Origin of the sequence: Achromobacter pestifer (genome assembly GCF_013267355.1) — a bacterium.
Classification (GTDB): Bacteria; Pseudomonadota; Gammaproteobacteria; order Burkholderiales; family Burkholderiaceae_B; genus Achromobacter; species Achromobacter pestifer_A.
The window spans coordinates 2145231-2170811 of record NZ_CP053985.1 but is presented as its reverse complement, the minus strand read 5'-3'; the positions used below and the strand labels follow the sequence as shown (position 1 = coordinate 2170811).

At 61.3% G+C, this 25581-nt stretch carries 25 protein-coding genes; 1 reads left to right on the top strand and 24 read right to left on the bottom strand.

Annotation, left to right across the window (positions count from 1 at the left end):
- Window positions 1-49: 49 nt before the first annotated feature.
- The 21 genes from FOC84_RS10520 to FOC84_RS10420 all read right to left on the bottom strand — a co-directional run bounded on the left by FOC84_RS10520 (window position 50) and on the right by FOC84_RS10420 (window position 20375).
- A complete protein-coding gene (locus FOC84_RS10520) occupies window positions 50-676 on the bottom strand; it encodes a tyrosine-type recombinase/integrase (protein ID WP_173144371.1) in 627 nt (208 codons plus the stop codon).
- A 122-nt stretch (window positions 677-798) separates the two neighbouring features.
- Window positions 799-1521: an arsenical resistance protein ArsH gene (gene arsH, locus FOC84_RS10515; RefSeq protein ID WP_173144370.1), complete on the bottom strand. Its 723-nt coding sequence runs from the start codon at window positions 1519-1521 to the stop codon at window positions 799-801.
- A complete protein-coding gene (gene arsC, locus FOC84_RS10510; RefSeq protein WP_173144369.1) occupies window positions 1514-1936 on the bottom strand; it encodes an arsenate reductase (glutaredoxin) in 423 nt (140 codons plus the stop codon). Before arsC ends, arsH begins: the two co-directional genes overlap by 8 nt.
- 31 nt (window positions 1937-1967) lie before the next feature.
- Entirely contained in the window at window positions 1968-3158 is a 1191-nt protein-coding gene (locus tag FOC84_RS10505) for an MFS transporter (protein WP_173144368.1), read from the bottom strand.
- A gap of 3 nt (window positions 3159-3161) precedes the next feature.
- Window positions 3162-4241 carry an ACR3 family arsenite efflux transporter gene (arsB, locus tag FOC84_RS10500; RefSeq protein WP_173144367.1) on the bottom strand — a complete coding sequence of 360 codons (1080 nt, stop codon included), beginning with the start codon at window positions 4239-4241 and terminating at the stop codon, window positions 3162-3164.
- A gap of 4 nt (window positions 4242-4245) precedes the next feature.
- Entirely contained in the window at window positions 4246-4746 is a 501-nt protein-coding gene (locus FOC84_RS10495) for an arsenate reductase ArsC (protein WP_173144366.1), read from the bottom strand.
- Window positions 4747-4754: 8 nt separating this feature from the next.
- Window positions 4755-5237 carry an ArsI/CadI family heavy metal resistance metalloenzyme gene (locus tag FOC84_RS10490; RefSeq protein ID WP_173144365.1) on the bottom strand — a complete coding sequence of 161 codons (483 nt, stop codon included), beginning with the start codon at window positions 5235-5237 and terminating at the stop codon, window positions 4755-4757.
- A gap of 13 nt (window positions 5238-5250) precedes the next feature.
- Window positions 5251-5577 (bottom strand): ArsR/SmtB family transcription factor, encoded by a 327-nt coding sequence (locus FOC84_RS10485; protein ID WP_088159580.1) that lies wholly within the window; start codon window positions 5575-5577, stop codon window positions 5251-5253.
- Window positions 5578-5829: 252 nt separating this feature from the next.
- The gene (locus tag FOC84_RS10480) at window positions 5830-7866 is read right to left on the bottom strand and encodes an alkyl/aryl-sulfatase (protein WP_173144364.1); all 2037 of its coding nucleotides are present in this window, start codon (window positions 7864-7866) and stop codon (window positions 5830-5832) included.
- A 267-nt stretch (window positions 7867-8133) separates the two neighbouring features.
- Complete coding sequence (gene mobF / locus FOC84_RS10475) at window positions 8134-10983, bottom strand: MobF family relaxase (protein WP_173144363.1); 2850 nt, start codon at window positions 10981-10983, stop codon at window positions 8134-8136.
- Between the two features lie 224 nt (window positions 10984-11207).
- A complete protein-coding gene (locus FOC84_RS10470; RefSeq protein WP_173144362.1) occupies window positions 11208-11612 on the bottom strand; it encodes a hypothetical protein in 405 nt (134 codons plus the stop codon).
- A 10-nt stretch (window positions 11613-11622) separates the two neighbouring features.
- Window positions 11623-12330 (bottom strand): StbB family protein, encoded by a 708-nt coding sequence (stbB, locus tag FOC84_RS10465; RefSeq protein WP_173144361.1) that lies wholly within the window; start codon window positions 12328-12330, stop codon window positions 11623-11625.
- 11 nt (window positions 12331-12341) lie between these two features.
- The gene (locus tag FOC84_RS10460) at window positions 12342-12866 is read right to left on the bottom strand and encodes a hypothetical protein (RefSeq protein WP_173144360.1); all 525 of its coding nucleotides are present in this window, start codon (window positions 12864-12866) and stop codon (window positions 12342-12344) included.
- A 711-nt stretch (window positions 12867-13577) separates the two neighbouring features.
- Entirely contained in the window at window positions 13578-14543 is a 966-nt protein-coding gene (locus FOC84_RS10455) for a hypothetical protein (RefSeq protein WP_173144359.1), read from the bottom strand.
- Between the two features lie 61 nt (window positions 14544-14604).
- On the bottom strand, window positions 14605-14877 hold the full coding sequence (locus FOC84_RS10450; protein ID WP_173144358.1) for a hypothetical protein: 273 nt from the start codon (window positions 14875-14877) through the stop codon (window positions 14605-14607).
- Between the two features lie 18 nt (window positions 14878-14895).
- On the bottom strand, window positions 14896-15726 hold the full coding sequence (locus tag FOC84_RS10445) for a type IV secretion system protein (RefSeq protein ID WP_173144357.1): 831 nt from the start codon (window positions 15724-15726) through the stop codon (window positions 14896-14898).
- On the bottom strand, window positions 15726-16454 hold the full coding sequence (locus tag FOC84_RS10440; RefSeq protein ID WP_173144356.1) for a type IV secretion system protein: 729 nt from the start codon (window positions 16452-16454) through the stop codon (window positions 15726-15728). Before FOC84_RS10440 ends, FOC84_RS10445 begins: the two co-directional genes overlap by 1 nt.
- Before the next feature lie 2 nt (window positions 16455-16456).
- Entirely contained in the window at window positions 16457-18898 is a 2442-nt protein-coding gene (locus FOC84_RS10435) for a VirB4 family type IV secretion/conjugal transfer ATPase (RefSeq protein ID WP_254241946.1), read from the bottom strand.
- A complete protein-coding gene (locus FOC84_RS10430) occupies window positions 18895-19227 on the bottom strand; it encodes a type IV secretion system protein VirB3 (protein ID WP_252978955.1) in 333 nt (110 codons plus the stop codon). The genes FOC84_RS10435 and FOC84_RS10430 overlap by 4 nt, the downstream gene beginning before the upstream one ends.
- 142 nt (window positions 19228-19369) lie before the next feature.
- Window positions 19370-19960, bottom strand: a complete 591-nt coding sequence (locus FOC84_RS10425; RefSeq protein ID WP_173144354.1) for a hypothetical protein — start codon at window positions 19958-19960, stop codon at window positions 19370-19372.
- Window positions 19961-20042: 82 nt separating this feature from the next.
- Window positions 20043-20375: a hypothetical protein gene (locus FOC84_RS10420; RefSeq protein ID WP_254241945.1), complete on the bottom strand. Its 333-nt coding sequence runs from the start codon at window positions 20373-20375 to the stop codon at window positions 20043-20045.
- A gap of 799 nt (window positions 20376-21174) precedes the next feature.
- Here FOC84_RS10420 and FOC84_RS10415 point away from each other — a divergent pair.
- Entirely contained in the window at window positions 21175-21468 is a 294-nt protein-coding gene (locus FOC84_RS10415; protein ID WP_173144353.1) for a HigA family addiction module antitoxin, read from the top strand.
- A gap of 42 nt (window positions 21469-21510) precedes the next feature.
- On the opposite strand, the gene FOC84_RS10410 is transcribed toward FOC84_RS10415, so the two are convergent.
- Genes FOC84_RS10410 through FOC84_RS10400 form a run of 3 tightly spaced genes read right to left on the bottom strand, consistent with a single transcriptional unit; the run spans window position 21511 to window position 25519 of the window.
- Window positions 21511-22266: a GntR family transcriptional regulator gene (locus FOC84_RS10410; RefSeq protein ID WP_173144352.1), complete on the bottom strand. Its 756-nt coding sequence runs from the start codon at window positions 22264-22266 to the stop codon at window positions 21511-21513.
- A complete protein-coding gene (locus FOC84_RS10405; RefSeq protein WP_173144351.1) occupies window positions 22263-24032 on the bottom strand; it encodes a glycerol-3-phosphate dehydrogenase/oxidase in 1770 nt (589 codons plus the stop codon). Before FOC84_RS10405 ends, FOC84_RS10410 begins: the two co-directional genes overlap by 4 nt.
- A complete protein-coding gene (locus FOC84_RS10400) occupies window positions 24029-25519 on the bottom strand; it encodes an FGGY family carbohydrate kinase (protein ID WP_173144350.1) in 1491 nt (496 codons plus the stop codon). Before FOC84_RS10400 ends, FOC84_RS10405 begins: the two co-directional genes overlap by 4 nt.
- Window positions 25520-25581: the final 62 nt, after the last annotated feature.

The window sequence follows — 25581 nt, the reverse complement described above, 5'->3', positions numbered from 1 at the left end:
CGAACTTCCGCTCATGGCCGGCAAGCGACCGCGCGCCGGCCGGGATGCATCAAACCTCTGTTTGTTCAGCCGTCTCTAGCGCATCGTCGACCTCGATGCCGAGATAGCGAACTGTGCTTTCCAGCTTCGTATGCCCGAGCAGCAGCTGTACCGCTCGAAGATTCTTCGTCCGACGGTAGATCAGCGAGGCTTTTGTACGGCGCATAGTGTGGGTTCCATATGCGGTATCGTCGAGGCCAATCGATGCGACCCAGCGATGCACAATCCGGGCGCACTGCCGAGTCGACAGATGCGGCGACGCATGCAACCGGCTGGGAAACAGAAAGTCCGCCGCCTTTAGGCCTCGTACATCAATCCATGCTTCAAGGCTCTCACGGGTTTGTTCCGTGATCTCGAATTGGACTGGACGTTGGGTCTTTTGTTGCGTGACGGTGGCTCTCGCGGCCACGTGGCTTCCATGACGGACGTCCTGCACCTGCAATCGCGTGAGATCGCAAGCTCGAAGCTTGCTATCGATCGCGAGATTGAACATCGCGAGTTCCCGGATGTTCGATGCTATCTGGAGTCTCGTTCGGATTGCCCAAATTTCTCCGAGCTTTAGCGGCGGCTTCTGCCCGGTGAGTTTGCCCTTGTTCCATGGCACACGACGGTCAACGGCGGCATTCTCGGATTCCATGACAATCTCCTTTTGAGTAAAGGGAGATTCAGTGTGCTCCGACTGAGGGGTGCTAACGACCCAAAGCCGACATTCCTCCAGCGCGCGAGATAGCGCAATTTTGAGCGCTCGAACCCCTTGGGCTATATCGATTGCTGCCTCGTCCGTGCGGACAAGGCCGCGGCAGATTCCTTGCGTTCGCTGTAGCGGTCTACCAGGTATGGCGCGACATCGCGTGTGAGTAGAGTGAACTTCATAAGCTCTTCAATGACGTCGACGAGTCGGTCATAGTAGGGCGAGGGCTTCATTCGACCGGCATCGTCGAATTCTTGATAAGCCTTGGCGACCGATGACTGATTCGGGATGGTCAGCATGCGCATCCAACGCCCCAGAACCCGCATTTGGTTCACCGCGTTGAATGACTGCGATCCTCCTGAAATCTGCGTGACCGCCAGCGTCTTGCCTTGCGTCGGGCGCACCGCGCCAACTGACAGCGGGATCCAGTCGATCTGCGTCTTCATCAATCCCGTCATCGCGCCGTGGCGCTCTGGTGAACTCCACACCATGCCTTCCGCCCATTGGACCAGTTCGTGGAGCTCTCGGACCTTTGGATGGTCTTCGCTGGCGTCGTCGACCAGCGGCAGCCCGGAGGGGTTGAACAGCCGGGTTTCGCCACCTAGGGCCTGAAGCAGGCGCGCGGCCTCCTCGGCGACCAAGCGGCTGTAGGAACGCTCGCGCAAGGACCCGTACAGCAGCAGGAAGCGAGGCGCATGGGTAGCTCGCGCGGGCGAAAACAACTCGGCCGTGCTCGGTTGTGCGAACAGGGACGGGTCAACGTTGGGCAAATCGGCGAGAACCTTAGACACGATTGCCCTCCGAGTCGATCAGAGGCTCGCCGTCTTCCTTGTTGAAAGCACCACGTTGGGCCTGGGGCAGGATGTCCAGGACTGCTTCCGACGGCCGACACAGCCGAGTGCCCAGCGGCGTCACCACGATGGGGCGGTTGATCAGGATCGGATGCTGGAGCATAAAACCGATCAACTGTTCCTCAGTCCATTTCGGATCCGACAATCCCAGTTCATCGTAGGGCGTTCCCTTTTGTCGCAGCACGTCGCACGCCGGTATACCCATAGCGGAAATCAGCTTCCCTAGCGTTTCAGCGTTGGGTGGAGTTTTCAGATACTCGATGATTGTCGGCTCTTCGCCGCTATCTCGGATCAACCCGAGGACATTGCGAGATGTCCCGCAGGCAGGGTTGTGATAGATCGTGATGGAACTCATGACATCTCTCTGTTGATACAAAACTAGAATTTCAATTGGCCGTGGGCCGCGCGCTCAACACCACAAGCGCGCCGAATGCGGCCAAGCCAATGCCACCGGATAGCCACAGCGCGTTGGCCCCCCAGGAGTCCAAGGCAAGGCCGAAGAGAAACGGGGCAGCCGCTTGCGCGACTCGCGCCGGCATCATTAACCAGCCCTGGCGAGCGCCATAGCCCTGAGGGCCGAACAACGCCAGGGGCAATGTGCCCTTGGCAATGGTCAGAATGCCGTTGCCAGCCCCGTGCAGAATGGCGAGTACCGGGGCCATCGCGGGGCCGCCGGTCAGCAGCACCGCAACGCCGGCGGGATGCGCAAGCGCCGCCAGCCGGGCCGACCACAACGGATGAACCTGGCGCAGGAATCCAAACTCAAGCAGGCGTCCAGCCACCTGTGCGGGACCGATTAGCGCGCCGACCGCCACCGCAGCTGTGAGCGTCGCGCCTGTGGCTTCCAGCATTCGCGGCAAATGCGTTGCCATCGCAGTGCTGATAAACCACGTTGCTGCGAAGACGAAGGCAAGGAGGGCCGTGGCGTACACCCGCTGTTTCGGCTCGGAAGAAGGTGGGGACGACTGGACGTGTGCGTTGTTGGAGGCACTTGGGATTTCTGCCTTCGAGACAGCTGCCGCCCTAGGGAGCCAGGCATTCAGAGGCAGGCCGACCAATAGATGCAAACCTGCCCACCCCAGGCAAGCGCCGCGCCAACCAAACTGGGCTTCCATCCAGGCAGAAAGCGGCCAACCCACAGTGCTGGCGAACCCAGCAATCAGCGTAATCCCGGTGATGGCGCCGCGGGCATGATGACCATATAGGCGCACCAGGCTGGAGAAGGCCGCTTCGTAGAGTCCGGATCCCATCGCCACCCCGATAACGAGCCAGGCGGCAACCATTGTCCACACCTCTTGAGCGGCGGCAAGCATTCCCAGCCCCGACGCAAACAGCAAACTCGTGCTGACCAGGACGATTCTCCCGCCGCGACGATCGATCACTTGTCCTGCCCAGGGACCTACCAACGCTGATGCGACCATGGCGAGCGAAAAGGCCGCGTATACCGTGGGCGCAGGTACGCCCAAGTCGCGGGCTATCGGAGCTGCCAACATCGCGGGCAAGTAGTAGGACGACGCCCAGGCTAGGGTCTGAGCGGTTCCCAGTGTGCCGACTACTCGAATCGGGGCGCCGGGCACGAATCAGTTCCGCTTGGCGCCGGCGTCGTACCAGCCTTTGCTCTGATTGACGATCCGCACGACCAGCAACATCACGGGCACCTCAATAAGCACGCCCACGACAGTAGCCAGGGCAGCGCCAGACTGGAATCCGAACAGGCTGATCGCGGCGGCGACGGCAAGCTCAAAGAAGTTGGATGCACCGATCAGCGCAGATGGGCACGCAATGTTGTGCTTCTCTCCAACGCGGCGGTTGAGCCAGTACGCCAAGCCCGAGTTGAAGAACACCTGGATGAGGATCGGCACGGCCAACATTGCGATCACCAGAGGTTGGCCGATGATGGCTTCGCCCTGGAATGCGAACAACAGTACCAGCGTCAGGAGCAGCGCCGCCATCGAGAACGGCCCGATTCGCTCCAGCGCCGTTTCAAACGCCATTTGGCCGCGGCGAAGCAGTGCGCGGCGCCAGAGCTGGGCAAGAATGACCGGAATCACGATGTACAGCCCGACTGACACCAAGAGCGTGTCCCACGGAACGGTGATGGCCGATAGACCCAGCAATAGTCCAACCACGGGCGCGAAGGCGAACACCATGATTGTGTCGTTCAGAGCCACCTGGGACAGCGTGAAGACCGGATCGCCACCGGTCAACCGGCTCCAGACGAAGACCATGGCAGTACACGGCGCCGCGGCCAGGAGAATCAGGCCGGCGATGTAGCTATCCAATTGGTCGGAGGGCAACCAAGGGGAGAAAATTTGGCGGATGAAAAGCCACCCCAGGAAGGCCATCGAGAAAGGCTTGACGGCCCAGTTGATGAAGAGCGTCACGCCGATGCCGCGCCAATGCTGCTTGACCTGGCCTAGTGCACCGAAGTCCACCTTGAGCAGCATCGGAATGATCATCACCCAAATCAGGATTCCAACTGGCAGGTTTACCTGGGCGATTTCTAGGCGTCCAATCGTCTGGAACAACGACGGCATGAGCTGGCCCAGCGTTACGCCCAACACGATGCAAAGGAAGACCCAAAGCGTGAGGTAGCGCTCGAATACACTCATCCCGGGGCGTTGTCGCGGAGCCGGCGCCGCCTGAGTATTGGACGTCATCGGACTACTCCCGCGGCTGGCCGATACCACGCAGCTCGGCCTGGAGCGACATGGCGTCAAGGCGATCAAGCGACAAAGACAGGAACAGTTCGATACGACGCTTGAGCATGCGCGCTGCGTCGTGGAAGGCCTTGATGCGTTCTTCTTCGCTTCCCTCATGCGCGGCAGGGTCCGGCACACCCCAATGCGCAGTCATCGGATGGCCGGGCCACACGGGGCAAACTTCGCCTGCCGCGTTGTCGCACACCGTGATGATGAAGTCCATCTTTGGAGCCTCGGGGCCCGCGAACTCGTCCCAGCTCTTGCTACGGTAGCCGCCTGTCGGCAGCGAATACGATTTGAGGGCGTTCAGTGCCAGGGGATGGACTTCGCCCTTGGGTGTGCTGCCGGCGGAGTACGCCCGGAAACGATCAGGACTGAGTCCATTGAGCAGCCCTTCGGCCAGAATTGAACGCGCGGAATTACCCGTGCAAAGGAACAGCACGTTAAAAGGTGAGTGCGACATAGAAATTCCTAGCAGCAGCGAGTGGAGATGGTTGCCTTCGGGGTGCAGCAACTAGTGGGCGCCGGCGCTTTTACCTGCGGTGCAGCGCAGATCGGTGCGGTGGCCTGGCCGGCTGGCGCGCCATAGGTCAGAATGATGCCGAGCGTGTGGAAGTGTTCCCAGGCCAGACCTTGTGGATCTGTGATCCAGTATTTCTCGCTGCGGGCGTAGCAGCAGGATGCTTCCCCCTGATCCTCTAGGACCAGGCGGGCAGTCTCAGCGCTGAACTTCAACGCCTCCAGTTCCTCTGCGCTATCGGCTTGAATCCCGAAATGGTCTACGCCTCCGCCAGCGCCGCGCGTTGATATCGCGAAATTCACTGGAGGGTCGTCAAGCATCCACTTTGCGTAATCCGATTCGACGCGTGCCGGCTCCTGCGCGAACAACCGGGAGTAGAAGCCGATGTTTCTGGCCAGGTCGTCGACGTGCAAATGAACATGAAAGCGCTTCATGGGGAACTCCCGGTTAGCAGGTCGTGCAGCTGGCGATGGCGGAAGCCTCGCAGGGCGCACCTTCGCAACAGTGTTCGGTGAGGTAGCCGAGCAACCCATTCATTTGGGAAAAGTCGGCGCGATAGATTAGGTTGCGGCCCTGTTGCTCGACGCTCACCAAGCCGGCATGGGCTAGCTCCTTCAGGTGAAAGGACAATGCGTTCCTTGCAACGCCGAGTTGGTCCGCAAGCACGCTGGGCGTGAGGCCGAGAGGCCCGGCCACAACCAGGGCGCGGAACGTGCGTAGCCGCTGAGGATGGGCAAGGCCTGCGAGAGCGGAGATTGCTTGATCTTCATTCATGATTCAATCATACAACGAATATTGAATAAAAGGCCACATTGGACGATCAGGCACTATCAAGCGTTCACCGGAAACGCGAGTGGCAGCTCCTGGCCGAATGCAGTCGATTGCCACCCGCTGTGGCTTGCATCCATCTAACGGGTGACAGGTGTTCTGAAGTGCGAGCAGCGGCCGCTCAAGCGGCGATGGCTCTCTAAGAGCTGTCGCAATTGCCGACGCACTGGGTGACGTTCGCTGCCCGCAATGAAAGAACTATTGAATGCGGTTTTCCTTCTGTAGCGGCAGGATGAGGTTCATGTCGTTCCTGAGGTCGAGCGCGAAGATTCCGTTCAGTTTCGCTACCGCGTTGCGGTCCCCGGAGATCTTCGCCTTACCGGAACTCTCGAGGGTGTCCATTGTGGATTTTCCTGACGCAAATTCCAACAGATCCCGTTTGGAGATATCGAGTGTGGCGTCGGCATTCGCCGCCTGAAAATTCGACACCCGGTTAAGCACACCGTTGTGCAGATCAAGGCCGAACTTCGATCCGTCGTCGAGCTTGAGATTAATAACAGCGTTGCCGGCCTGTTCCGCCTTGGTCTGGTCAACCATCATGCCCAAGTAGGAAATGAACAGTTCGGGCGGCAGGCCGGCAATGACTTCAGGAGACGAGGTGCTCAAATCGTTCTTCACGCTGCCCCCCGTGCGCAGCTCGACTGCTCCCGCCAGGTACCAGTTGCGGTACAGCGAATTTTCCTCCTGGTAGCCCAACTGTTCGAGGGCGTCAGCCATGAGTAAATTGGCATTCTTGTTGTCTGCGGTGTACGCGACAATGTTGTTGAGCAGGTCGGCTGTGAAGCGATAGTCTCCCTTCTTGAAGCTGGCGACCGCAGCATCCAGAACTTTAGATTCGCCGCCCATGGTCTCCACATAGCGTTTGCCGCGCTCAGCGTCGGGATACTTCGCCAGTTCTGCCGGATTTCCGCTGTACCAGCCCAGGTTCCGCACGTAGGTGGATTTCAAGTTGTTGCGCGTGTTGCCGTAGTACGGCCGGTTATCCCATTGATTAAATACGGACTTCGGTAGTTTGGCGTTTTCGGCGATATCGTCAGGGCGATAGCCGTAGTTGGCGTAGCGCAACGTGGTGTCATAGAGTGATTGATAGACGTCTCGCTGATTTTTCATGTACTCGAGCACGTTCTTGTTGCCCCAGACAGGCCATGTATGCGGGCCGAAATGAACCTGGACGTCGCTGCCCCAGCGTGCGACAGCGTCGCCGATGTACTTGGCCCAGACGCTAGCGTCACGCGTCTGCGCGCCGCGCAGCGTATAGATGTTGTGTTGGAGATGATTGACGTCCTCGGCCATGGATAGAGCTTTCCATTCGGGGATGTACATCACCATTTCTGCGGGCGCCTCCGAGTGCGGAGCCAGGTAAAAGACGAAATTCACGCCATCAATCGTGACCTTCTCACCATCCTTCGTGATTTCCCGGTTGGGAATCGGCAGCGCGGATGCGCCGTTAGCCAGCGCTGGGCCCAGTGCCCCGGTGATGATACCGGTAGGACCCGGTTTGAGCACGTTGCCGTACTGATAGCCCGCGCGGCGAGCCATGATATTGCCGGCAGTGACGTTCTCTGCGACGGCTTCCTCTAGGAAGCCCTTGGGAACGATGACCGGAATCTTGCCGCCCTTGAGCTCCTCCTCGGTGGCCAAGCCAGCCTTGATGATGCCGTCAAAGCCGCCAAAATGGTCGGCGTGGCTATGACTAATTATGACGCCCTTGAGCGGCCGCTTTCCGCGATGCTGTTGATAGAGCTCAATCGACTTCGCGAGTGTGTCTGCCGCATACTCGACGTCGTAGAACACGACGCCGTTCTTGGTTTCGATAATGGTCAAGTTGGAAAGGTCTTGTCCGCGCACCTGATAGATGTGGTCGGTGACCTTGAACAGACCACCGTAGTTGGCCAGTTGGGCATGACGCCAGAGGCTGGGATTGACTGTGTCCGGCGCCTTCTTGTCCTGCATGAAGTTCATCGCGGTGGCGTTGAACACGCCGCCATCGATATTACCGTCGTTGATGAGTGGGGCGATCAAACCTTTGCGGGAATCGTCAAAGGCAACTTTGCTGTCGAAATCCAATTCCTTGTACACAGCCTGGTTGCTGTCTCTGGTGTAGCTGGTCGCCCCTTTTTGTTCTGCCGAGAACTGATAATTTCTGGAGCTATGAGGGCTGGAGCAGCCCGCTGTGCTAAGCACTAAAACGCCGATGGTGGAGAGTAGGCCGAGATTACTTGCTTTTCGTCGCATAATAAGCTCCAGTTGACATCGCAATGACGTAGACGTGCTCGGCGTCAATAGAGCCGGGCACTTTTAAAGCCTACTGGAAAACGGTTAGAGTAAACAAGAAACGGTGTGAAAAAGCCCCTCCGCGAATGAACGACTCCGTGCGGCAATGTGCGCTCCTCGGGCACCCTAGTGTGAGGTATCGCTTGTGTTTTTTAGGCTACGGATATTGGGATCAAGCTATGTTGATATGTGTTTTGGGGCTGGCGCACGGAGACTATTTCTGGGACATCACGTGAATTCGTGGGTCGCTTCTTTCGGCCTCCACGGCCGGGAAGGTTCCAAGCCGATGTCCAGCGCCGCGGTCTTCTCTTCCCGTCGATCCACCACTCCAGCGAGCTTGCCGGCGCTGTCCGTGTAGATTTCCGTTTCATGTCGCGCTCGGGAAATCGCAACGTAGTAGACGTCGCGTTGCGTGGTTCGGCTGTAGCTCTCGGAGTTTATTAGCGCCCGGTCGCAAGTGAGGCCCTGCGCGCTATGGCTAGTGGTTGCATAGGCGCGGTCCAGATGCAATGGCGCCGATGTGGCGTCCAGGATCAGACGCCGGCCGCCGCCGCCGATTGTCACCGTCGTTGGCGTGACCGCGAGCACCTCAAACCTGGCGCCGTTGGCCAAGTCCAGCTGAGCGTTGTGCCGCGTTACGCGGACCCAGTCACCGGCGGCTAGTTCCGCCTCTACGGGTTCGTATACGGAGATTTTCGCTGCGCGCGCAGGGTTGAACGTCGTTCGCTCGCCGGTGGCCACGTGCTCCACCACGAGGTCTGTAGGCTTTTCCGGACGAACGCCGATCACTCTGTACATCTCACCCTGCTTGAGATTGCCGGTCTTGTAGTCTCGCTCAGGCTGAATGACGTCGCCTGCGACGTAGTACTTTGCGACGCGACGCTCCGCCTGCGTGGTGTCCCGCCGAGTTAGCATACGGAACTCGAAACCTCTCCCCGCCAGTGCCAGGGCTTGATGGGTCGCTTCATTGAGCGCGTTTCGCGAGGCGTTCGTGCCGGTCACAATGAGGGTTTCCCGTCGCTCATCAGCATTGAGCGAAGCGTATCGACGGGCGATGGCGTCATATCGCGCCTCGTCCACGTCGATAGTGTGAACTGCGTGCAGCTTCTGTTCAAGGATGCCCAAGGAACTCGAGGCATGCCCTGCAGCCGCCAATTCGACCGCAGCCTTCAGCGCCGGGGACTTCTGGCGGATGATGTCCCCCATCATGGCGGTGGCCATGCCCTTGACCTGCAGCTGGTGGAAGGGGCGTCCGGCTTCGATTGCCTTGGTCTGGCCGGTGTCGCCGAGCATGACTATGCGGGCGCCATCCGCCTCGGCCATCTGCATAAGCCGTTCCATAATGCGCGACGGCACGACGCCGGCTTCGTCGATGACCAGTACCGTCTTCGCGTCCAACTTGAAGCGGTCCCGTTGACGCGCTTCTAGGACGGACGCCACCGTGCGGGCCTCCATGCCCAGCTCGCGAAGAGCTTCAATCTGCTTTCCATAAGAGGCAACGGCCTTGACGGTGTATCCAGCCGATTCCGCGGCGTCTTTGACCTTGGCCAGCATATGCGACTTCCCAGTGCCGGCCAATCCTTGGACTCCCACGAAGCGGTTCGGCGTACTGAGGATCAACTCAGCGGCAGCGAGCTGGCCAGGCATTAGCGAGCGGCCATCGAGCGCCAGCTTAGCCGCCGCTGTTGTCAGGATAGGCTGGACCTGATCGCGTCCTTCCCGCTCGATCTGCAAAATCCGCTTCTCGCGCTCGCGCGCTACCTGCGTTGTGTACTTGGCGCCTGTCGGAACAATCTCGCCGCGTGCGATCGACTTGCGGACCTGTTCCTCTGCCTGCTTTTTACTCATGCCACCGACAACCAGGCGCTCAGTCCAGTCGGACCGACTCATGCCTGCGCCTTCACGATCCCGTGCATGACGGTACTCGAGTTTGCCGAGAATGAGGTGGCCACTGTCCAAAGAGCGTTTGACGGCCGCCTTCAGTTCCTTCAACCCGATGCCCGTTCCGTGCGCCCGGCGAAGGGCCGTTTTCAGCATCTCCTTTCCGTCCATCACGGACTCACGTTCCGTGTGGTGTTTGATCGCCCAGCGAATGGACTGGTCGGCGATCAACGCTGCGGCTTCGGGAGATAGGTCGCCCCGCGGCTCGATCTGCTTGCCCTTCTCGTTCGGCGCCTTCGAGGGACTGAAGTCGATGGCAAGCTCCTTCGCCTGTGTCTCCCAGTCCTTCTGCAGCTCCTCGCGAGTGATTTCCGGTGCCTTGCCCAACCGTGTCTTGATCGCGATGGTTTGCTTGAGTGCATGGCTTGCCGTTTGCCGCGTCTCACCCAGAGCGGCCAGCTCAGCATTGATGTCCTGGGTACGCTTAGAGAAGGCCTTGATCTGATCGCGCGAGATATGCGCCAGTTCAAAAGACTTATCAACGTAGCGGATTTGCAAGCCGGCCCTTTCTAGTGAGGTGGCCAATTCGGCGTGATAGACCGATTCCATCATCGACTTCAGCCGAAAGATCTCGTCGTTCGAGATCGCCACCCAGGTGCCATCTGCCCGTTCGGTCACGTTCATTAGCAGAGAGTGCGTATGGAGCTGAGGGTCTGAGTATGCGCCTTCGGTCGGCCTGGCCGTCTCATGGCGGAACTTGGCGATGACCGCGTTGCCTGTGCGCTCAGTTGTGGTGACGCCGCGCTCAGTCTGACGAGCGCGCAACAGCTCTCGCTCGAGAAACTCAAGAGCAGCTGTGACCGCCTGGTCGTGGGCGTCGATGACGCTGCCATCCTTTCCGACCAGGGCTTGGATGCTGACGCTCTTCGGTGGCGAGAATGTCATATCAAGCGCCGCACGAGCCTCAGAGTCAAGCCGAACCGATCGAGAAAGCTCAATGTTTGGGCCGAAGTCGCCTCGCAAGGCCCGCAAAAATTCTCCTTGTTCTACGGCGCCAGCCAGGCCGATGGCTTCTGCTGCTTTTCCTTGCCATTGAGCTGCGGTGCCGTCGCGGCTGTAGTAATCGTCCTTTTGGTCTGCGTAGTAATGCGATGCCCTCGCGGCAGCGCTACGATGAACCGTCTTCAGCGAGATCATCTTGAATTCCCATGAATTTAAGGCCGCCGAAATCTCCATTCCGGCGGCGCTAAAGAGCCCGTGTCTATGCAGCGAGGAGCCAAGCCGAGAGTGGAAGAATAAGGACTGCGAATCGAATGATTCGCCGACGTATATCTGGTGCCATGGTTTTCCTTGCTAGGTAGGCTAGGGTGTGGCTTATTTCTCCGGCGAGAAAAAGGGAGTAGCGCCGGCGAAAGACGAGGTCAGAGATACTTGAAAAGCACGATCAAGGCCGCGCAGAAGGCCGATCCGCCGAAGGCGCCCGCCAGGCACAACATGCCTGCTCGCCAGGCGGTGGCGGAATGAGCAGATGTAGCGGCGCGACTGGCAATGCGTAGTTCGCTCGTTGCCGTAGCAATGGTGCGCGCCGCCTCGAGCAGCGATCGGCTGGCCTGGTCCGCAGTCTGGTTCGCTGCGTCTAGGCCCGCCTGGCGAATGGTCATCGGGAGTGCCTGCAGAGAATTCTGAATTTCCTCTTGCTGGCGGGAAACTTGTTCCAGCCGGCTGATGAAGACGTGGCTTTCTCGCAGAATCTCCGAGTAAAGAAGCTCAATCTTGCTGCGCGGCGGAGCGTTCGTCGCCGGCGCGACCGGGTTTGTTTCCTGCATAGTCGTGCCCCTACATGAAGAGCGCAGAAAAGGCCTTGTCGAGCTGGCGGTCGACGGGACGCGCTAGGGCTTGCAGGGCGACCATGTCGCTCAGCTGCGAGATGCGCTTCTTGTCACTGCGGTCCGTCTCTCGAAGTTGCTGACGGTAGTTCGTCTCATCGGCCAGGATCTCCTTGATCGTGGTGCGTTTGTTCGCCAGCAGATCGAAGATCTCGTTTTCAAAGATGGCTGCTTCCGGATTGGCCATGAATCCACCGGCCTGTTTGGCGTAGCCGAAGATAGGAGCAAACTCGTCCTTGACGTCGGCATCGACGCGATTGAAGAGCACGCGCACACGCTCGCCCGGCACGCCGATCTGGGTCAGAGCCTGAATAGTCTTGATCGTTTCTCGCTGCGCCTTGCCAGAGGACACAACGGGTAGCACGTAGTGGTCGACCTCGTGGTGCGCCTCGTCGTACTTGATCAATTCAGCGAGGAAGTCCTCGATGTTGGAGGCGCCAACGTCGACGATGGCGGATTCGGCCATGAGCAGCTTGCGGAAGAGGCGGCCGAACTGTTCGCCTCGAATCTGCTCGACGTCCAGGCCGAGATCGGCGGCGCTTTCATTGGTGGTTTCGACGGCAATAATTTCGGCGTCGGGAATGCGAGGAGCGAAGACGTGGCTGGTGGCCATGGTCTTGCCCACGGAGCCGGAGTAGTTCAAAACTACGATTTTCATGGAATCAGTTCCTATTTTTGGCGGCCTATTTCGGCCAGTTGGGCGAGGTCGATGGATTCAGCCGAAGTGCGCAACTGCACCAGGTCAGCCTTGCTCGAGATGCGCCCAGGCTCGGAAGGGGATTTAGGCGATTGAAAATGCCGAGCCGGCGGTAAAGGCGAGGTGGGTGGCGTGGTCACGCGTGGCGAAGAGGGCAAACCCGATTTCGTCTGCTGTTGACGCCATCGCCATCTAGCTTGGCGTAGCGACTTTGCTTTCAGGACGATTCCGGACTTTGCCAAGGTCGCGACGATTTCGGCGTAAGGCACTCCCTGGTCCACCAGGCTGTCGACCAGAGGAAGTAATGCCCGCAGTTGGGCGCGACCGCTGCTCCATGCCAGCGCGTTTAGCTGCTGAACTGTGTCCAGGTCTTTCGTTTGTGGTGGCGGCGATTGACTTCTTTGCATGGTGAACGAGAGCGGCACTAGGGCCGCAGATGGGATTGGGTGGATGTTCCGTCGATCATGAATCCGCAGGGGATGGGGTTTGGCGGCCATAGGCCGCCGCTGCATCAAGTTGCGTTTAAGTTGGACTGAACAATGGCGCTCCTCCATCTGGAGAACGGGGTTTGAGGGAGGGGGGGCCGCGCTCGGCGTGGCCGGGCGTGGGGGAACCGTTGCGGTTCCCCGGGGGGCGGAAGCGCGGCCGCCGATGGGCGGCCGGCCAGGGGGGCTCGCAGCCCCCGCGCTTTGGGGGCTACCACTCCCCGCCCGGCGGAAGGGGTACCCGCCGGGGAGGGGACTCATACTTCACGGTCGGTTGACGAAGGCCTGGCCAGAGAGGCAGTGGGACCCGTGGCGAGCAGATGAAGGTGATGCGGGCTCGAGGTCGGGGCGGGCGGCGCGTGGCGGGCCAGCGGCCTGTCATCACCTGGGGGGCTACTTCTCCCCCGCCCGGTGGCGCACTGCGCCAACGGGGAGGGGGACTGAAGCTATGGGTTTCAGGCCGGCGCCGAAGGCGGCGGGGCGAAGGGAGCGGAGCGACCGGAGGGTAGGCGGATCGGTCGGCGTGTCGCGGCCGGCGCCTCGCGCGCGACTCTCTCTAAAACCTATAAAACCTATATATACCTATTGGGTACCGTTTTCGGTACTAGCAAAATGCCGTTTTCGGTACTAGCAAACGCCAATTTCGGGACAAGCCGAAGAACTTTTCGGGCTAGGCCCGAATTTGGGACCAGCCCCGATATTGGGTGCGGCTGTGGATAACTTCTACGGGGACGACACAAGTCCTGCGGCCCGAAATACCCGAGCTTTGAATTCGGGTTCTGGCTCGTTCGGGGCCTGCTCCAAGCCCAGCTTCTTGCCCTTGGCCACGATGCCAGACCAAGTGCTTTGCCAGGGCTTGTTGGCCGATCCCTTTGGCTCCCATTCGCGGAACACCCAGAGGCGCCATGACTCAAACCAGTCCGACGAAGTGCCGCCGTCGCCTGGCTGGGAGCGCTTGTACGCGCTGAAGGTCGCGGCCATCGCATCAATCTTCTCGTCCGACCACTGTGGCTTCTGGCCCAGAGCCCAGTCCCGCCATTTTGCGGGTAGCTCCCACGTGGCAGGCAGGCGAGTGGCGGCTGGACCAGCATTCGGTCGCCGGCGCGTTCCTGAATGACGCACAGAGCAGTGATCCTGCAGTGCGGCAACCGCAGTGTCTTGCTCAGCTGCGGCCGGAGGCGTTGTCGTGGGCAGCGCAGGCGCTTCTGGAGCCCAACCAGTCGACTCGCCCGGCCCATCTGATGCCGAGGTAGGGGCACAGCCGGCATTGCCCGGCCGCTCATCAGATTCGGCAGCGGCAAGTGCCGATTCCGGTGCGTCCTTTTCGCCCGGGATACTGTCAAGGTTGCCTTGGGGCTCTTCGTCAACCAGAGCACCCGCCGCCCGCGTGCCGGAGAGTTTCACCAGCGGGACCGCATTAGGGCATAGCTTGTAGATAATGCTGCTTCGATTGTCGCCGGCGCGACGGCCGGTGTCTTGGATCGCGCCAAGCTCGCGCAACCTGGCCAATGCCTCGATGACGGTCTTGCGATTCAAATGCGTGACGCATACCAGGTACTCAATGGAAGCGAATGCTGTCCATTCGTCCGCGTCGTACCGCACGAGCTGGGCCAGGTTGATCAGAACGAGTTTTGAAGACGACTTTTGGACATCGGCCATTCTGGCCCATTTGGATGCTTCGACGCTCATGGCCGCCCCTTGTGCCGCTGCGGGTTTTTACCGGGTAAAGAAAATGTCGGAGCCCGGCCGTTCACGTGCCGCCCTCCTGGAGTGATTCTGCGATTGACCGACGAGCGGCCAGGGGAAGCCCGTGCTTCTCGTAGAATTCGCGCCTGGCCTGAAGCCAAGCCTTGTAGGGCCACGCACGGCGTTCGCCCCAGGGGTAAGCATCGCGAATCGCTTGGTGGATTTGGGCGGCTGTCTTCCCCTCGGCTTTGCCATGGTCATAGACTTGCTGCATGATCTTGTAGGCCTTGAGCGTGCGCGCTTCCTGCGCGCCGCGTCGACGGGTCGCTTGGGTCATGGAACACTCCAAAGACTTTCAGGGTGTGGTGGGTGGGGCGATCGAGGGCCGTGATGACGAAGAATCGTCATCTACTGGTTCACCGGATGAGTCGCTTCGCTCCACACTGCCGTTGATTCGGGAAAGGACGCGCCCTTTCTGAAGCATGCCAAACATGCCCATGATGAACATGAACACAACCATAAAGAGGCCGGCGTAGATCGCGTAGTACATTGCTTGGTGCAGCCACGCTTTGAAGAAATCCTTCGTTGGCTCGAACAGTAGCGCGAGGATGCAAAGTGGGCCTAGTACTACGACCAAGCCCATTCCCACTTTAACTGTAATGAGAACGAGCATTCCGATCGCGCTCATAATTGCAGAGATCACCGTAATGATCAGGGCGACGATCACGAAAACAAATGCCCGTCCGATGTTGGAGACACCATCGGGTGCACGATCTTGGATCTTTGTGCCAATTTCCGCTCCCTTGTTTGCCGCATCATCCATCATTTCGGAGGGCGTCTTCAATGTTCCGGTGAAAAGCTGGGCGACTGAGCTGGGAAGATCCAGCATGGTGCTGGCGATCTGCTGCTGGTAGAGACCGCCGGTGCCTGCGATCCCCACAATGACGCCGATATTTACCACCCTCCTTGCGGCGGTAAGCACTGGCGTTGCAATGGCGCCTGACATCATGAGCCAGCCGTACCAGATCAGAGCGATTGACAGGCCCACTGAGACAACAGGCAGGATCTTTTCAGTGACCGAGGCTACCATCGGGGTAATGACGCCGGTAAGCATCGTGGTCACCGATTGATCGATCCAGTTGGCGATTTCTCCGAGACTGGTTAGGGCAACCGCGGTCGTGGCCATCAGCGTGCTCCTGGCAGCGGCGCGCGAATCGCGTCGATGCTGAAGGAAGACTCCGCCAACTTAGCCTTTTGCTTTTCGATCAGCGCAGCTTCGCGCTCCAGTTGACGCTGCAGGCTGTCGATATGCATTTGATCCGCCGCCACGTTGGCCTGTTCAACCAGCATTCGGGCATTCAGTTCAGAAATGCCCTTCGCGTCCGTGGTCTGGTTGATTTCTGCCTGAAGCTTTTCGAGCTGGCGCTTTCGTGCGGCAGTGGCGTAGTCGATGTTCTCGAGCGCTGCCTTGGCCGCCGTCAGGTAGTCCCATTCGCGATCTTCGAGTTTCTGCTTGTCCGAAATGTAGATGCCGGACAGCGTTTCCTCGCTTTTGATGCGCTTCACGGAGCGAGACATGGAACCGTAGGTCTCCTCCGCGCTCTTGAGAATTTCCTGAGCGTCCTTGGGAAGCGCCTTTCGGATTTCGGGGTCGTTCCAGATGTCCCCGAGATTGCGCGTCCCGGAGAAGCCCTGGAGCTGGGCGCGGGCCGTGTCGAGCTGCGCCTTGAGCGTTGCAATCTGTTCAAGGTACTTGGCGATCGTGGCCGCATGCTCTGCGGCCCGTGCGCCGATGCTCGCTGCATCGACGACAGGAATCCCGCTGGCATGGGCGGGCGCCGTGCTGTTCGCAATAAATACGCTTGCCAGAATGATGGCGAGGGTGTTCCGACGGGATGAAATCACTTTGGACATGGTTAGCTCCTTGTCGCCTCATCGGCGAGTTTGAGATACAGCGGCAACCACTGCTCAGGGTCGTTGCCAAGCTTCAGAACGGCTTCTTCGGCAAGCTCAGCCATGTCGGCCGACCCTGAGAAGACGAGCAAGGAATCGGGGCACTTGGAGAGGTCCAGTTCTGCTGTGACCGTCGCCTCGCCCTGTTTGATAAGGAACTGACGGCTGAACTCGCCCAGTTCCTTGATCAGCTTGAACTCCGATGGCGTGAGCTTGAAGTCGTTTACGTATTCCCCCTCGGAGGCCTTCGGGTTGGGCAGGTAGATTTGCGTAGCCGATTGTTGAATCATCGACCGTCCCACAGGATTGCCGCTGATGGCTTCAGGTTCCTGCGTTGCGAAGACGAACACGCCGTTCTCCTTGCGGATGGTGCGGCTCTTGTCCTGCATGAAGGTCTGAAAGTACGGGACCTTCAATGGGTGTTGCACTTCATCGAAGAAGTAGGCAAATCTTCGTCCGTCGAGCATTTGTTCAGTTCGATAGAGCAGGTACGTGATCGCGGCATCACGTATCTCACCCTTGTCGAGAAACTCCGTCAGATCGAATCCGAAGAGATCGGTGCTCGACAAATCGAGTTCGTCGGTCTTGTTGTCGAACATCCAGCCATTTTCATGACCCGCGCACCAGCGTTCGAGCCGGTCGCGCAGGCTAAGGGACATGCCCTCTGACGGCGCGGCGGGGAGGAACTGCAGTAGCGTCGACAGTTGGCGTTGCGGTCTGTCGATAAACTCCACCAGCTTCTTGATTGCAGTCTCGATCTGCTTTTGCTCCGCCATGGTCGCTGGATCTGCCCCATTGGCGGCGAGTTGCTTCGTCATGCTGGCCATGAACGTGACATTGCTCTTGGTTGGCTCGAGTTGAAGGTAATTCCACCCGGTCGGCACTCCCATTTGCATGGGGAAGTATTTGCCGCCCATCGCCATGACCGTGACCTGTAGACCGCGGTCCTTGTCGAATACCGCAGCCGTATAGTCGAATTTGCGCGCCTGTGCGACTAGATGCCCCAACAGGACGGTCTTACCCGTCCCGGACTGCCCCAGGATGGACGTGTTGCCAAGGCGCCGCTTGCCCGTTTCATCGACTTCCGCGAGCGAGGCATGAAAGTTCATGTAATAGGGCGTACCGCCGGTGGTCTTCAGCATGGTGACCGCCGGTCCCCAAGGGTTGCCCGCCGGCTTCCCGAAGAGGTAGTTGTGCATCGACGAGAAGCACAAGAAATTGGGCGACGTGATCGGGCACGGGCGCGGTCGCCAGTTCCAGTTCCCCGGCAGCTGAGCGGCCCAGGCCGCAATAAGGGAGCGATCAACCAGGCGTGCCACGACCTCGCTGCTGGCAAGGGCGCCGCTGATGTCGGCCGCTGCTCGCAGGGCCTGCTCACTATCGTCGCCGAAGACCTGCAGCGTCGCGTGGTGATCCCCCATGACGAACTTGCCGGCGGACAGATCGTCGCGAGCCCTCTTCAGATCGGCGATCTGCGACTCGGAATAGTCTCCAGAGTCTTCGAGCCATTTGATCTGGCGGGACAAGGCTTTGAGCCCATCAGCCTTCGACATGGAGCCGAAGGATTGAGAAAGGATGAACTCGTATGGCTGATTCAGCAGACTGTTCAGGTGGCCGGGTTTGGTGTTGTTGCTGTACTCGCGGACCTCCAGCATTACGTAGCGCTTCGTCCAGTCAGGCCCGCGCATTTCCGCCTGCTCCCCGTGCGTTGAAAAGAACTGACGGCTGGTGGGAAGATAGTTGTAGAGGCGCGCACTGGTGATGGGAACGGGCGAATGCTTCCCATTGAGCAGCAAACCGAAGAACTCCGCAGGTTCGGAAAAGTGTGCGGTGCGCAGTTCCCCGGCGACGTCAACTTCTCGCTCGACGATAGTCAGCTTTTCAGGACCGTACCGCTTCAGCGTGCCGGCGAGTTTGCGATTGATGTCGTCAAGCTGTTCGATCGCCTGCGACTGCCACGCAAGGGCCTGACGCGCAGTACGCTTCTCGAACCTGGACAGCAGGCGCAACGTCGGATCGACCTGAGCCCGCGTGAGGATCGTGAGGTACATCTCGTTGATCATCGGGGGCTTGCCATCGAACACCTTGCTATATGCGGCGTCATGGGCGCGAGAGAAGGCGTCGGGATAGTCGCTCTGCGGGTATTCCGAGACGCGCCGACGGACGAGATGCGACCAAAGCCCAAAACCCGTGGGCCAACCACGCAGGACGTTGTTGAGCTCTTCGATCCACTCCTTGTGCTCGGCTTCGGAGTAGCCCTGGAAGGTTCGTCCGTCAATGCGCCAAGCGCTCAGGTACTCCCAGTTGCGTGTGGCTATTACGGAGTCTGTGACGTGGTGGGAAATCGGCACATACTGGCTGACCGCCGGCTCGTAGGCAGGCATGGCCGGTGAGATTTGAGTCATGTCTTCTTGGCTCCGAGCATCCGGCACCAGCGCCGGCGCTTGCTGTAGGGAATCGGCGTGAGCGATATGGCGCCCCAGAAACGTTTGTTTGGGGCCAAGAGCTTTGTCTTGAACCACAGTTCCCATATCCAGAACGCACGATCATCGTTGCGGCTCAGGACCGCCAGGATCGGGTAGAGAATCGGGCCGAGTAGCCATCCCCAGAGGGTGAACATGGCGGCGGTGACCGTGAGAAAGACCAGAGCCACGAACGCCCGGGTCGGCACGCCACCTTTGATCGTCGCGATTCGCGTGGCTCCCTTGAACAGGGGGTACTGGTTGGGCGGCACGCTGGATCCGGGCGGAGGGGGTCTGGTATCGGCGGGTGCTCCTTCGTGCCGCGCCTTCGCAGGGGCGGCCATGTTCAGAAGAAGAGCTTGATGATGCCGCCGGCCAGTGCGCCGGAGAAGACCACACCGCCACCCCATTGAATCAGCGTGTCACCTCCCATTGATCCGGGCCGAAAGTCCAGCCGGCCTTGCCTGCCCACCGGGCCAACGCCTGGCGCACGGTGCGGTCGTCCGGGCTGATCTTCCAGATTTCTTTCAGGATGACCGGCTCGGGGTCAGCCTGAGGGATGGCTTCTGCGGGATTCGATTCGGCCGGCAGTGAAGACAGTATTTCTTGGCCAGCGACGAGGGAGGCGGCAACTTGGATGGTGGCGGGCTGGTCGTTGGCCGTTTGCTCGGCTGGCGCCGCGGCATGAGACGCCCCGGGGGCTGATTCACTCTTGGCCGGCGCTTCGGGTACTGGTATTGCGGCGACCGATGCAAGGAATGTGGACGTCGTAGTGGTCGGGGCAGAATTACCCGGTAGATCGGACGCCGGCAAGGAGATTGCCGCAGCGCTGGGAGACTCGGATGGTGCCGCCGACTGGGCGGCCGGGTCTACCAGGCGAGGATCGACGCGATTGATTGCCACACGAGGCGTATCGCTCGGTTGGGCCGGCGCGGGCGGGGCAAAACCGCAGGCCGAAAGAAGGAGGGCCGTCGCGAGGACGGCCGCCAGGGCGGGGGTGTGCATGGGGAAGACTCCGGGGGCAAGGACTGCCCGAGAGGTAGAGGGAAGCGCCTCGCAAGTGCAAGGGCGCGGTAGATGCCTGTGACTACGCCGATTCTGGCGACCAGGGCGTCAAGCCTTGGCGCTCGAGCTCGTTATGGACGGCGCGTAGTTCACCAGGACTGCTTCCTCGGCGGACCAGCAGAAGTAGTTCCACGAGCGCGGGATTGGTGCGGGCGGTGGTGTCGAAGTTCGGTGCAACATCTAGCATGGTCAGGCGCAACTGCGAAACCTGCTCGGACACGGAGTCATCCACTTCCAGACGTAAGCGGAGGTATTGAGACAACCGCATGCCGAGTTGTGCCGCAGCCGCTTCATACTTGGCGTAGCTTTCCGCTGACAAACGAAAGCTCACGGGACGTTCAAGCAGCGAGCGCATAGAAGCGTCCCTCCTCGACGACGATGTGGCCAACGGCCTCCGTAAAGGCCTGGTGGAACGCGGACTTTCTGACGGCTCGCTCGCTCGGGGAGTCGTGCTTTCCCTGGCAGTGATCGCGGAAGTGATGGTCTCGAAACTGGGCCAGGGAGAGGGGCGTGGGTTCTTCAAACCACAGTCGGGCGGCGTGGCGCCCGGCCCTTGCGGTGGAGGGATATTCGAATGTCGCGTCAAAGCGGCGAGGCACGCGTGCGCCCGCGAGGGTCGTTGACCTCATATGGATCATTCCTAGGGGGGCCCTCAACATGGGAGGGGGATTGAGGGACTAGTAGCCAGCCATAAGCGGGGATGGGGCCAAACGCGGGGCCATTCACACAAATTAGTGCGACCTAATGCGGCTATTTTGCTTGCTTCGTGATGCGTTCTGTTCGCTAATTGGCGCTAATTTGCGTCCGCACAGATTCGATTCCTGTCGGGCGCGCCACCAAATCCAAGACTTAGGAATGGCTTGGGCCCACACTGGGCCTGAATGTGGCTGTTCCGACTCCGGTTCAGAAGGTCTGATTGGCCTCTCCGGACGATGCCGCGCAGCAAGCCGCCGCATCTTGTCTTTCCCCTAGCTGATTTGCCATCTTGTCGATCCACTCCGAGTAGCGCTCGAAGAGCATCTTGACGTTTTGCGCCCATCTGCCTGGACGGATGCTTCGGGATATGCCACTTCAAGAGCTGCGGTAGACACGAGGCTTGTCGCAGAAGGTTTTGGCTGACATATTGCATGTCCAGCAGCCGTTCAAGGCCAATCATGATGCACAACCCTCCGCATCCGGGTGAAATTCTTCGGGAAGAGGTAATTGTGCCCTTGGGGCTATCGGTGCCCGAGGCTGCCAACAGGCTGGCCATGTCGCGGGTGGCGCTTTCACGGGTTCTCAACGGCAAGGCGGGTATCAGCCCGGATCTTGCTGTTCGTCTGCAGCATGCCGGGGCCAGTACTGCCCAGGCTTGGGTCGCAATGCAGGCTAACCATGATCTGTGGCAGGCGCTACAGCATGAGCAGCCGCCCGTCAGGCCGTTGACCTCGATGGCAGCCGCGCGCTGATCCTCTTAACTTGATCGCCAAACCTGCAAGCCTCCTACCGCCTCAGGTAGTGGTCTGCACATGCAGCCGGCTGGACTTGCAGCGGTGCAAGGCGCGGTAATGTTCCAGCGCACGCCCGTTGGCGCCATAAGCGATGGACTCGATGCGCAGCAAGGGTTCGGGTTCCTTCATGCCCAGCAAATCGCAGGTCTGGGCGTCCGGCTGCACGGCGTCTATCCAACGTTCCGCACGCACGATGCGCAGGCCGTACTGCCTGCGCAGCACGTCGTAGAGCGAACGGTTTTCCAGGCGGGTGCGGTGCAGGCCCGGCACCAGATCCGCGGGCACGGCGGTTTCCACCAGCAATTGCAGTTCGCCGTCGACGCTGCGCAGCCGCTTGAGCGCCACGACCTGGCTGTCTTCGGTCAGCCCCAGCGAACTGGCTTCGTGCGCCGTGGGGGCGCGCAGTTCCTGCAGCAGCACCTGGGTGCGTACCGTGCGGCCCTTGCGTTCCATCTCGTCCGAAAACCCCAGCACGGTGGACACGAAGTCTTCGTCGCGCTCGCGCGCCGACACGAAGGCGCCCTGGCCGCGGATCTTGTAGATCAGGCCGTTGCGGACCAGGTCCGCCAGCGCTTCGCGCACGACGATGCGCGAAATGCCATATTGTTCCCCGAACTCGGCCTCGGTGGGCAGCTTGTCGCCCACGGCCAGTTCACCTTGCAGGATCTTGCCGCGCACCACGTCGCGGAACTGTGTCCAGAGCGGGGCGCCGGCGCTGCGGTCCAATATGGCTTCGGTGGAGATGGGGCTGCTCATGTCGTCAAAGAATTGGAAATCGAACCTGTGGCCAAGACGGAATCGGCGGGCTCTGCCCGGGGCGCCTCGGCTGGAGGAAGTTGAACACAATGCCGGTCCCGCAGCGTCGCGGTGCAGGCCCGTAACTCGTCTTGCCGGCGCGCGAGGCTCCAGCCCAGCTCGGCCGCGGCGATATCCGCCAGCTCCGCCAGCAGCGCCGGGGTGACATGGCCGCGGATGGCCAGCAGGGTGCGCCGGATCACCAGATCGGCCAGGTGCTGCACGGCCGTTTCGCGGCACAGATAGCGGATCTCGGCTGTTGAATGATCTGCTGCGTGGCGCAAGGGCTTGTCGCCTGCCGCCGCGAAGTCCGCCGCCACGGCGCCCGCCCGTGAACCATAGCGCATGAACAGTTCGGCGACCCGTCCCCGGTCCAGCGCGGTGGCGGCCTGAATGCTGTCCAGAAAGCGTTGCCGTCCCGCCGCATCGGCGGGCATGCCCGCTCCTCCGCCGATAGCCACTTGCTCGGTTGACTGCCGCCGCGCGCGCCCCAGTTGCTGCAGCACCGCGTCGGCCGCCAGCTGCGCCAGCGAACGGAAGGTGGTCCATTTTCCGCCGACCAGGCACACCATCGGCACCTCGCGCCGCGCGTTGGGCGGGTCGATCACCACCGCGTGATCGCGCGATATCTGTCCGGGCTTGTCGGCATCCGACTGGGCCAACGGCCTGACGCCCACGTAAGTGTAGACCACGTCCTTGCGGCCGAAATCCAGGCGGGGAAACACCTCACGCAACACGTCGAGCAGGTAGTCGATCTCCGCCGGCTCGGTCGCGGCGAGGTCCGGATCATCCACCGGAATGTCGGTGGAGCCCACCAGCACCCGGTCCAGGAACGGATAGACGATGCACACCCGGCCGTCGGACGCCTCGAAGTAAGCCATGCGGCCCTGGAGTGCCGAGCGCAGCGCGGGATGGTCCAAGATCAGGTGTGACCCTTTGGTGCCCATGACGCGCGAGCCGTCGCCTTCCAGCGCGCCGGCCGCGCGGTCCAGCCAGGCGCCCGTCGCGTTGACCACCGTGTCGGCAGTCACTTGCACGGATTCGCCGGTCAGCGCGTCGCGCAGCGTAATGGCGCGGCCCTGGCAAGCGGTCACGCTGCAATAGTTCGACGCGACCGAGGCCGGGTGGCCGCGATGCGCATCGTCGATCAACTCCAGCACCAGCCATTCCGGATGCCGTATCCAGGCGTCGTAATACGTGGCCGTCCAGCGCACCGCCGCGCCGAACAGCGCGCTGTCCGCCGCCGGTACGCGTTCGATGCGATGTTCCGGCATGACGCGCTGGTTACGGCCCAGCTTGTCATAGAGGCGCAAGCCCAGTCCCACCACGCACAGTCCGCGCGCGCCAGGCGAGGCGCTCAGGCCGGCAAAGCGCAGCATGCTGCCCCACAGGCCGCCGAAGCGGCTGGATAGCGGCACCACGGTTTCCAGCGGTTGCACCAGGTGCGCCGCGTTGCGCAGCAGCAGATTGCGTTCGCGCGTGGCTTCCGCCACCAGCGAAAATGACCCGCTTTCCAGGTAGCGCAAGCCACCGTGGATCATGCGCGATGGCGCGCTGCTGGCGCCTGCCGCCACATCGTCCTTGTCCACGATCAGGCAATCCACGCCCTGCAGGGACAGGTCGCGGAACACGCCAGCGCCGTTGATGCCCGCGCCCACGATCACCGTCGAAAAATGGCGGCCCGCCAATGAAGCCGGACGCGTGAAGGGGGAGGTGCGCGGGGTCATCGGGCGGGTCCCGCAAGATGGCCGAAAGCGGGGGCCATGTTGTCCACCAAGCCATGGAAGCTGGCGTAGAAGTCGGCGTGCGCCTGCGCCTCGGCGGCAAGGGGTTCGACCCGTTCGCATGGGGCGGGCAGCAGGTCGCCGCCGCCAGGGTTTTGCGACAGCGCGGCATACAGGGCGGCGCCGCGCGCGCCGGTTTCGTCGTCGCCGCAGCGTTCCACGGCATGTCCCAGAAAGCCCGCCAGCAGGCGCGCCAGCCGCAAGTCCCGGGCGCCGCCGCCCAGGGCGGCCACCCTGTCTGGCACGCCCAGCCCAAGCGCCGCCAGGCGTTTCAGGTGCCGCGCGTGCAGCGCCACCACGGCGTCGATCACGGCGCGAGCCATGTGCGCGCGGGTGTGATGCCCTTGCAGGCCGACGTATCCCGCGCAGGCTCCCGCCGGCCAGCTCCCGCCATTGATGAAGGGCAGAAAACGCAGGCCCTCGGCGCCCAAGGGCACCCCCATCGCGCAATCCACCGCCGCGGCCGCATCCTGGAACTGCAAGGTGCGCGCCAGCCAAGCCACGTTCGCCATCGACGAGGGACTGTTTTCCAGATAGAGCCTGCGGTCCGGATCACCGAAGCTGACGATGGCGCCCACCTCCGGTTTCGGTTCGCGAGTCGGCGCCACCACGGCATTCACGCACCAGGTGCCGAGCACGGCCACGGCGTGGCCCTGGCGCTCCGCGTTCACGGCTTTCAGCGATGCGAGCAGATCGATGGCGCCGAGCGCCACGGGCAGGCCGGCGGGCAAACCGAAGGCGGCCGCCTGGGCTGGCCGCAGCCGGCCGATCACGGCGCCGCTGGGCGCGATGGGCGCCAGCGCCGTCGCTGCCAGGCCGGACAGGCCGGCGGCTTCGAAAGCCATCGTGGACCAAGCCCCGGCATCGAGCGACAGCAGGCCCGCCGTACTGGCGTCGCTGGCGTCCGTGGCGATCTCGCCGGTCAGCAGGAACCCCAGATAATCCTTGGCGAATAGCAGGTGGCGGACGCGGCGGAGTTGCCCGGCGTCCGCGCCGAAGAGTTCGGCGGCGATCAGCGACGGCTGCCCCGACCACGGCCGGCAGCCGACTTCGTCATACAGCGCGTCCCCCATGCGGCGGCCCAGCTCGCGGGCGCGGGCGGCAGCGCGCTGGTCGGTCGACGCCACCGCGCGGCCCTCCAGCAATTGCCCGCTGGCATCCAGCGCATACAAGCCGGCGCCATGGCCCGTGCAGCACAACGCGCGCACGTCGGCCACGCGCGGGCCCAGCTGGGCCGCCACGCCCTGCAAGGCCAGCGCCAGCGCCGTCTGGATGGCGTCTGCGGACAGCTCGCAACCGCCTTGCGGCAATTGCCGATAGGGCAGGGCGCCGCCCGATGTGGCCAGTGTGGCACCGCTCTCGGCCTCGAAGGCAACCGCCTTCAAGCCCGTGGAGCCCATGTCTATGCCCAGGTAGATGTCTGTTTTCATGTCATAACATTGTCTACAGAAATTTCAGGCAGGATAGCAGTGTTTCCCCTAGTAATCTAAAA

Coding starts and splice junctions, on each gene's coding strand:
- FOC84_RS10440 (WP_173144356.1), bottom strand. CDS start 16,454: ATGTCCAAAGTGATTTCATCCCGTCGGAACACCCTCGCCATCATTCTG.
- FOC84_RS10415 (WP_173144353.1), top strand. CDS start 21,175: ATGATGCACAACCCTCCGCATCCGGGTGAAATTCTTCGGGAAGAGGTA.
- FOC84_RS10485 (WP_088159580.1), bottom strand. CDS start 5,577: ATGAATGAAGATCAAGCAATCTCCGCTCTCGCAGGCCTTGCCCATCCT.
- FOC84_RS10460 (WP_173144360.1), bottom strand. CDS start 12,866: ATGGCCGCCAAACCCCATCCCCTGCGGATTCATGATCGACGGAACATC.
- FOC84_RS10435 (WP_254241946.1), bottom strand. CDS start 18,898: ATGACTCAAATCTCACCGGCCATGCCTGCCTACGAGCCGGCGGTCAGC.
- mobF (WP_173144363.1), bottom strand. CDS start 10,983: ATGATCTCGCTGAAGACGGTTCATCGTAGCGCTGCCGCGAGGGCATCG.
- stbB (WP_173144361.1), bottom strand. CDS start 12,330: ATGAAAATCGTAGTTTTGAACTACTCCGGCTCCGTGGGCAAGACCATG.
- FOC84_RS10445 (WP_173144357.1), bottom strand. CDS start 15,726: ATGGCCACGACCGCGGTTGCCCTAACCAGTCTCGGAGAAATCGCCAAC.
- FOC84_RS10420 (WP_254241945.1), bottom strand. CDS start 20,375: ATGCGCTCGCTGCTTGAACGTCCCGTGAGCTTTCGTTTGTCAGCGGAA.
- FOC84_RS10495 (WP_173144366.1), bottom strand. CDS start 4,746: ATGTCGCACTCACCTTTTAACGTGCTGTTCCTTTGCACGGGTAATTCC.
- FOC84_RS10480 (WP_173144364.1), bottom strand. CDS start 7,866: ATGCGACGAAAAGCAAGTAATCTCGGCCTACTCTCCACCATCGGCGTT.
- FOC84_RS10490 (WP_173144365.1), bottom strand. CDS start 5,237: ATGAAGCGCTTTCATGTTCATTTGCACGTCGACGACCTGGCCAGAAAC.
- FOC84_RS10450 (WP_173144358.1), bottom strand. CDS start 14,877: ATGACCCAAGCGACCCGTCGACGCGGCGCGCAGGAAGCGCGCACGCTC.
- FOC84_RS10405 (WP_173144351.1), bottom strand. CDS start 24,032: ATGACCCCGCGCACCTCCCCCTTCACGCGTCCGGCTTCATTGGCGGGC.
- FOC84_RS10455 (WP_173144359.1), bottom strand. CDS start 14,543: ATGAGCGTCGAAGCATCCAAATGGGCCAGAATGGCCGATGTCCAAAAG.
- arsB (WP_173144367.1), bottom strand. CDS start 4,241: ATGACGTCCAATACTCAGGCGGCGCCGGCTCCGCGACAACGCCCCGGG.
- FOC84_RS10400 (WP_173144350.1), bottom strand. CDS start 25,519: ATGAAAACAGACATCTACCTGGGCATAGACATGGGCTCCACGGGCTTG.
- FOC84_RS10470 (WP_173144362.1), bottom strand. CDS start 11,612: ATGCAGGAAACAAACCCGGTCGCGCCGGCGACGAACGCTCCGCCGCGC.
- arsC (WP_173144369.1), bottom strand. CDS start 1,936: ATGAGTTCCATCACGATCTATCACAACCCTGCCTGCGGGACATCTCGC.
- FOC84_RS10520 (WP_173144371.1), bottom strand. CDS start 676: ATGGAATCCGAGAATGCCGCCGTTGACCGTCGTGTGCCATGGAACAAG.
- FOC84_RS10425 (WP_173144354.1), bottom strand. CDS start 19,960: ATGCACACCCCCGCCCTGGCGGCCGTCCTCGCGACGGCCCTCCTTCTT.
- FOC84_RS10410 (WP_173144352.1), bottom strand. CDS start 22,266: ATGAGCAGCCCCATCTCCACCGAAGCCATATTGGACCGCAGCGCCGGC.